This is a genomic window from Bartonella sp. MR168JLCBS (genome assembly GCF_042194175.1).
In genome coordinates, this window is the sequence record NZ_JBHIMP010000325.1 from 1 (window position 1) to 757 (window position 757).

Annotated in this window: 1 protein-coding gene; it reads right to left on the bottom strand. The window is 38.6% G+C overall.

The annotated features are described in order from the left end of the window. The coding region (gene fabA / locus ACFIK8_RS11185; RefSeq protein WP_375669466.1) for a 3-hydroxyacyl-[acyl-carrier-protein] dehydratase FabA at window positions 1–495 on the bottom strand (495 nt) is incomplete at its 3' end. Window positions 496–757 lie beyond the last annotated feature (262 nt).

The following is a 757-nucleotide window of genomic DNA, read 5'->3' on the forward strand; positions in this document are numbered from 1 at the left end:
TAAAGCAACGCGTAAATCATTTGCTTTATAGATGGTTTCTCCATCTGCTTTTACCCATCCATCGGCTATTCCCAAGACCAAATTTCCACGCCGGATACGCTTAAAATCTATTCCATATTCAAGAAGTTGGGTTTGTGGAGTTACCATACCTGATAGTTTTACTTCACCTGTTGATATCGCTCTTCCTTTTCCTGGTTCGCCTAGCCAACCGAGAAAAAAACCTGTTAATTGCCACATGCCATCCAGACCGAGACACCCTGGCATAACCGGATCACCTATAAAATGACAATCAAAGAACCATAGGTCTGAAGTAATGTCAAATTCAGCGCGAACTATTCCTTTATTGTATTCACCGCCAGTTTCACTGATTTCGGTGATTCGATGAATCATCAACATTGGCGGTGCCGGTAATTGTGCATTACCCTTACCAAACATTTCGCCGCGAGCGCAGCTTAGAAGTTCCTCATAAGTATAGCGAGACTTTTGTTCAGCCATTGTTACTCCATTTATTTGCGTATATTTTTTACTTCTGCGCTTTTCCCCAATCTACTTTTAGAGCAAATTTTAAGGAGAGGGAAATGATTTTGTATCATTTTTAGTGACAGAAGCCCTTTTTTATGTATTCTGCGTGGGTGGTTATTTAAAATGGAATAAAAATATATCATACTGTTCCTATTTTTTTGTATTTTAACTTTATTGAATCAGAAATTTATTGTGGTTTGGAACATGTCAGTGAACGCAGACAATTTAGGTTTGG